5 protein-coding genes and 1 riboswitch are annotated in these 6,713 nt (G+C 66.3%); all 5 genes read right to left on the minus strand.

Going from position 1 to position 6,713, the window contains the following annotated elements:
* The coding region (gene cobG / locus EN879_RS19235) for a precorrin-3B synthase (RefSeq protein ID WP_127274180.1) at positions 1-1,319 on the minus strand (1,319 nt) is incomplete at its 3' end.
* Positions 1,316-4,678 (minus strand): cobaltochelatase subunit CobN, encoded by a 3,363-nt coding sequence (cobN, locus tag EN879_RS19240; RefSeq protein WP_063168241.1) that lies wholly within the window; start codon positions 4,676-4,678, stop codon positions 1,316-1,318. The genes cobG and cobN, both read right to left, overlap by 4 nt.
* A gap of 18 nt (positions 4,679-4,696) precedes the next feature.
* Complete coding sequence (cobW, locus tag EN879_RS19245; protein WP_063168240.1) at positions 4,697-5,734, minus strand: cobalamin biosynthesis protein CobW; 1,038 nt, start codon at positions 5,732-5,734, stop codon at positions 4,697-4,699.
* A gap of 2 nt (positions 5,735-5,736) precedes the next feature.
* Positions 5,737-6,165, minus strand: a complete 429-nt coding sequence (locus EN879_RS19250) for a DUF1636 family protein (protein ID WP_127274181.1) — start codon at positions 6,163-6,165, stop codon at positions 5,737-5,739.
* Positions 6,166-6,203: 38 nt separating this feature from the next.
* Positions 6,204-6,408, minus strand: a riboswitch (cobalamin riboswitch).
* 30 nt (positions 6,409-6,438) lie between these two features.
* The coding region (locus EN879_RS19255; protein WP_206520965.1) for a crosslink repair DNA glycosylase YcaQ family protein at positions 6,439-6,713 on the minus strand (275 nt) is incomplete at its 5' end.

Consider the following 6,713-nt stretch of genomic DNA (forward strand, 5'->3'; position numbering starts at 1 on the left):
GCCTTTGCCGTCGCGTTCACGACAAGTCCGGCTCCATTTTCGCCGCCGACGATCGTCAGCGCTGCCGGACCGGGGTGGGCGCAGCCTTTGGCACAGCCGGAAATGTGAAGGGTGAAGTCGAGGATGTCGGCTGTTTCAGCGGCGATCGTCTCGGCGATGTCGCGTGTGGCGATGCGGCCGGAGGCGCAGGCCGGCATGCCCGGGCAAGCGGCAATGCGCGTGCGCGGGTCGGCGGGGGCGGTGACGAAGCCGAGGATGGCGGCGGTGTGTTGGAGCGATGGGTTGGCGGCGGTTGGTTGCCCGAGGAACAGCAAGGCACGACCGGGGGCGAGGCGGATTTCGGTTGTGCCGAGGGCGATGGCGGCTTGCGCGAGGGCGATGATCTTGTCGGCCGGCATGCTGCCGTAGGGCAGGGCGATGCCGAGGGCGGTGGCGTGGCCGGCTAAGGGGAAAAGGCCGATAGGTTTGCGCGAGGCGCCCCCCTCTGTCCTGCCGGACATCTCCCCCTCTAGGGGGGAGATTACGCCGTCACCGATGGTTTCGCCAATCTCCGGTGCTGTTAAGGAAAAGCCGGCGTCGAAGCTGCCAATCTCCCCGCCTGAGGGGGAGATGTCCGGCAGGACAGAGGGGGGCGCCTCGCGCAAACTCGTCGAGCACAGCCAACCCGCCAAAGACACTAATTGCCTCTCCGATAAATCCCTTGCGTGGGCCTCGCGGCCTTTCTCTGCAACCATCCTTAGAGCTGCAACGGCAATATCGCGCGCCGCACCTTGATCGGCAAACGCCAGCGGCCTCGCATTCCTCCCGTCACCCGCGACAGACACGCGCCACCGAACTCCCGCATCGGTGCGCGTTGCAGCAAGCCGCACGTCGGCCGTGACCGCATCCATGGCGAGTTGCCCGCAGCCGTCCACAACGACCGACACCTTCGGTCTTAGGCGCTGTACGAGCCCAGCTTCTTCGATCGCAGCCCTGATACGTTCAGCCAGCGGCCGGGGATCGGCAATCTCTTGCGGATCAATGCCTGCCAGCGGCCCGGTCTCGACCGGCACGCCGGTGCGAACCGCGATATCAAGCGCATCGACCTCCGCCGCCAGCAGCGCAGCACTTTGCGCCGTCAGGCCGCGTATCTGCAAACTGCCGCGCGCGGTGACTTCCATGATGCCATTGCCGTGCCGCAAAGCGGATTCGGCTAGTCCGATCAACGACTCTGGCGACATTCCCCCAGCAACCGGGTTGAGCCGCACCAGCAGGCCGTCGCCGGTTTGCATCGGTGCCGACAAAGCCGGACAGGCGCCGCGGCGCGAGAAGGCGCTCATGCCGCCACCCCAAGTGCTTCTGCCTCGGCAATCAGGGCCGTCAAATCGTCGTCGATGGAATTGCGCAGGGGATGCCAGAGGCCGCGCCGGCGCGCCGACAGGAAACGCTCGGCGATGATTTTTGCGGCGGCGGGGTTTTCGCGCAGGATGAAGGCGCGGACCATGGGATCGCCGACATAGGCGTCATGCACCGCCTCGATCAGCGTTCCCGGAATGGCGTGCGTGGTTTCGGCGAAGCCGACCAGCCGGTCGACGGTTTCGGCGAATTCGGAGGCACCGCGCGGGCCGTGCCGCATCTGGCCAGCGATGAAACGGGCATTGACGGCGCGGGCACGCACGACGCGCGCTACGGCCTCACTGATCGAGCGTGGCTTCGGCTTTTGCGGGTCCGTGGTGTCGAGCACGATGACGTCGGCATTCCTGCCGAGCGCCGCAAGTGCTGCGGAAAAGCCGCCGATGAAGGCCACATCGGCGGAGCCCTCGAGGATGTCGCGGCCGGGGTCGTCGCCGGTGTGGACGAGAAGATCGGCTTCGGCGATGCGGCCCTCGAAGGCGCCGGGCGCGGAGATGCCTTCGCCCCCGGCGCCGCCATAGGCGTGCGATGTAGCGTCGAGATAGGCGCGGCCGATTTCGTCGCGTGCCGCCCAGTCGCCGGAGGACATGAGATCCTCGACGCCGGCGCCGTATGTGCCCGGCGAGGTGCCGAAGATGCGCGGGCTGATCTTGCCGTCGGCGCGGGTTTTGGCCGCGAGCGGGTTTTCCGAATCGTCCTCGTCGCGCGCGGCAACCGCGTTGGCTGCGGCATCGATCAGCGCGATCTGGGTCGGGAACATGTCGCGGAACAGGCCTGATATGCGCCATGTGACATCGACGCGTGGCCTTCCGAGCGTGGCCGGCGGCAGCACTTCGATGCCGGTGATGCGGCCGGTGGCCAAATCCCATTGCGGCCGGCAGCCCATCAGCGCCAGGCCTTGAGCGATCTCCTCGCCGCCGGTGCGCAGCGATGCCGAGCCCCAGAGATCGATGACTAGCGAGCGTGGCCAGTCGCCATGCGACTGCATGTAGCCGCGCACGACTTCCTCCGCCGCTGCCCTGCCCAGATCATAGGCGGTCGGCGTCGGCATGGTGCGCGGGTCCGAGGTGAACAAATTGCGGCCGGTAGGCAAGACGTCCGAGCGGCCGCGCGCAGGCGCGCCGGCCGGCCCAGCCTTGACGTGGCGGCCATCGAGCGCGGCGATGAGCGCCGTCTTCTCGGCTTCAGCACTTTGCCGGCGCATGGCGTCCGGCTCATCCTCCGGAGCGCGGCCATAGATATGCAGCCCGTCCTTGATGGCGAAATCCTTGAGGTCGCAGAGCCAGGCATCGATGCGGCGCAAGGCCTCGTCGGGCGCGTCGGTTCTGGCAACGCCGGCTTCGGAGGCGAGACCGGTTTTTTGCGCGGTGTCGACGATCAGTTTCGCCAGTCGGTCACGGCGGCGACGGTCGAGCCCGTCGGCCTGCGCATATTCGTCGACCAGCCGCTCGAGCTTGTGCTGGTTTTCGTCCAGCCCGGCGCCGGTCAGCGGTGGCGGTAAATGGCCAAGGGTGACGGCGGCAATGCGCCGCTTGGCCTGCGCCGCTTCGCCCGGGTTGGAGACGATGAAGGGATAGATGACGGGCAGGGGACCGGTGACGATCTCCGGAAAGCAGTTTTCCGACAGAGCAACGGTTTTGCCCGGCAGCCATTCAAGCGTGCCATGGGCGCCGACATGGACCAGCGCGTGGACGCCGAGCGACTTGCGCAGCCAGAGGCCGAAGGCGATCAGCGCATGGCGCGGGGGCAGCGTCGGGTCGTGGTAGTCGGCGCGGCGGTCGACGGAGCGGCCGCGGTCGGGGGCGAGGGCGATGGTGACGTTGCCGAAGGTGGCGGCGCGGAAGGGGAAGCTTCCGCGCAAACCTGTTTCGTCTTCCGCTTTGCCCCAAGCGGCTTCGACCGCAGTAATTGCCGCAGTCGGCAACTCCGTCGAGAAGGCAATGTAGTTATCTAAGGCCAATCCAGTATCGCTGGCTTCCAGCAAATCCAGCAACCCACGCGGCGTCTGCGGAATCCCCTCAATCACATAGCCCTGCTCCTTCAGGTCATGCAGCATGGCGAGCACGCTGGACGGCACGTCGAGGCCGACGGCATAGCCGGTTCGACCAGGAGCGCTAGGGTAATCCGGGATTAGGATGGCCAGCTTGCGCCCGGCGCGGGGTGTCTCCTGCAACTTGATGAAGGCCGCGACGCGGTCAGCGACCTGCGCCACGCGATCCGGTTCCGGCCGGTTGGCGAAGGCGCGGTGGCCGAGTGCGGGATCGGTCTCGGTCTCGCCCTTGAAGGAAATGGCGCCGGCGAGGACGCGGCCGTCGAGTTCGGGCAGCACGACATGCATGGCGAGGTCGGCGGGTGCCAGGCCACGCTGGTTGTTTTGCCAGATGTCGCGGCGGGTGGTGGCGACGATGACCTGGAAGACAGGCACGCCGGCGCGGTCGAACAGCGTTTCGATGCCGGGTTCGGCGCCTGAGGCGAAAGCGGTCGCGGTGATGATGGCGGCGGGCTTCAGCGCCGTCAGTGCTGTTTCCACGAAGGCGAGGGAGGTTGGGTCCTTGAGGCTGGAGACGAAGATCGGGACTGGGTCGATGCCGCGCTGCCGCAGCGCTTCAACAAGCGCATCGATGGGCGCGACATCGGCGGCCAGCAGCATCGAGCGATAGAACAGGATGGGGATGATAGGAGCGTTGACGTTGTAAGCGCCAGCATTCGATAAGTCCGGCTTCTCCACAACTCCACATCCGGGCACGTAAAAACCAGCTTTCGGCACCACCACCGGGCCGATCACTTCCGCATCCTGTCCCGCCAAGCCCGCCAGCCTGCGCACCAGCGCGCTCATATTCGCCGGGCCGCCCTCGCGGAAATAGTCGAGCAGGCCGTCCAACTCCTCGCGCGGCAGCGTCGAGGCTTCGATCAGGCGCAGATCCTCGTCGCGGCATTCGCCGGGCAGCAGCGCCAGTTTTATGCCGCGTTCGCGGGCGGTCGAGGCAAGCTGGTCGCAGCCGTAGCGCCACCAGTCGTAGCCGCCGAGGATGCGCACGAGGATGATCTTGGCATGGCGGGCGACGCTGTCGACCCAGAGGTCGACGGACATGGGATGGCGCAAGTCGCGCAGTGCGGCCAGCCGCATCGAGGGCAGGCGGTCGGCATCGGTCCTCCACGCCGCCGCCAGTCCGGCGAGGTCGCTGTCGGTGAAGGACAGGGCCACGATATCCGCCGGCGTCTGCCGCAGATCGACCGGCTCGGCGAGGTCGTCGAGCGAGGCGGATGTCGTGGTTAGGATGTGCATCGCAATCCGTGTCCGAAATCAGCCGGCGAGTATACGCTCGATCGCCGGGCGGTTCAGCCCTTTCAGGCCGATGACGACGAGGCGCGAGCGGCGGTCATCCTCAGCGGTCCAGGCGCGGTCATAGTAATGATTGACGCGCGGCCCGACGGCCTGCAGCAAGAGCCGCATCGGCTTGCCGCCGACCTCGACGAAGCCTTTTACGCGCAGCACGTTCTCTTCTTCGGCGACGGTGGCGACGCGCTTTGCCAGCTCGTCCGGATTGGCGATCGAGGCAATGTCGACGATGAACGTGTCGAAGTCGTCATGCTCGTGGTCGAATGCGCCGTCATGATGGGACTTGCGGTTTTCGATGTCGTCCTCGACGGCCAGACCGAGCCCGAGCAGCACGGAGGGATCGACCTTGCCATGCGAGGTCGGCACGATCTTCACTGCGCGGGCGGAGTGTTCGCCAACGATGGCATTGGCGCGGGCGGTGCCGGCGGCGTCCATCAGGTCGCTCTTCGACAGGATGATCAGGTCGGCGCAGGCGATCTGGTCCTCGAACACTTCTTCCACCGGATCGTCGTGGTCGAGCGTCTCGTCCCCGGCGCGCTGCGCCTGGAGGGCCTCCATGTCGTTGGCGACGCGGCCTTCGGCCAATGCCGGTCCGTCGACCACGGCGATGACGCCATCGACGGTCACCCGGCTTTTCACGCTGGGCCACTGAAAGGCCTGGACCAGCGGCTTGGGCAGTGCCAGGCCCGAGGTTTCGATCAGGATATGGTCGACCCTCGGCGTCAGCGACAGGATTTGGTCGAGCGCCGGGACGAAGTCGTCGGCGACAGTGCAGCAGATACAGCCATTGGCCAGTTCGACGATGTTTTCCTCGGGGCAGGTGTCGATACCGCATCCCTTGAGGATCTCGCCATCGATGCCGATGTCGCCGAATTCGTTGACGATGATGGCGATGCGCTTGCCGCCGGCGTTTTCCAGGAGATGGCGGACCAGCGTCGTCTTGCCGGCGCCGAGGAAGCCAGTGACGACGGTGCAGGGAACGCGGGATACGGAAGTGGTCATGGTCAATCCTTCAGCATGTCGATGGGTGGAATGCGGGCCACGAGGCCGCGCTTGAGGCTATCGGGGCGGCCACGCCACGGGATCAGGCCATCTTTCGAGGTGGCGAAGAGCTTTGCGCCTGTCACGAGGTCGGCGCCGCTGGTCGCGGTCAGGTCGCCGAAGACATAGCTCCAGCAACCGTCGCGCAGGATCGCGGCGCTGAGGCGCCGCTTGCAATTGCCAAGGCATTCGACGCTGCGGATGCGGATATCGTCGCCAGCGGCGGCGCGGCGCGTGTCGTCCGTCAGCAACTCGCCGGCGCGGGGATGAGCGTCGGAGCCGGTCTCATTGCGGGAGGAGCCGCAGACGATGATGGTGACGCCGGCCAAGGCATCATCATGGCCGGACGAAATATCCGCTGTGCCAGCCGAAAAACTGCTGTCGTGGTCCAAAGATCGGGCTCCTTGCCCGGAAACCCGCCGGGCGATCGGATTCTACAGTCGCAGACGGCAGGTCTCCTGGCTCGCGAGTCATCGCCTTGGGTAGCCGCCTTCCCGGGAATTCCCAGTGGTTTTCGGCCTTGGCTCTTCGCTTACAGTTGCGGGGACAGCCGCGGATTTGGGATTTTGCCCCGCACCGCATTCCCTCTTAGCCCTTGCCGTTGCGGGCAAGGGACCATCTGGAACCGGATTTAGGCTTTTGCGGGCGGCGGTGTCAACGCGAGCTTACGACACGGCTATGTCGGCCAGCGCCGCGCCCAAATCGCCGGCAGGCGTCACTTCGATGCGTTCGAGCCCGAGCCAACCTTGCATCTGCTTCAATTCCTCGAACAGCTCCGCAGCGGTTTCAGGCGGCGCACCGGGCTCGGCATAGGCCGCATGGACCCGCAGTATGCTGGCCGGGCGATCGGCCTTGAGGTCGACGCGTGCCACGATCCTGTCGCCGAGCAGGAACGGCAGGACATAATAGCCATACTGCCGCTTGTCGGCAGGTGTGTAGA

Origin of the sequence: Mesorhizobium sp. M7A.F.Ca.AU.002.02.1.1 (genome assembly GCF_003998535.1) — a bacterium.
Lineage (GTDB): Bacteria > Pseudomonadota > Alphaproteobacteria > Rhizobiales > Rhizobiaceae > Mesorhizobium > Mesorhizobium ciceri.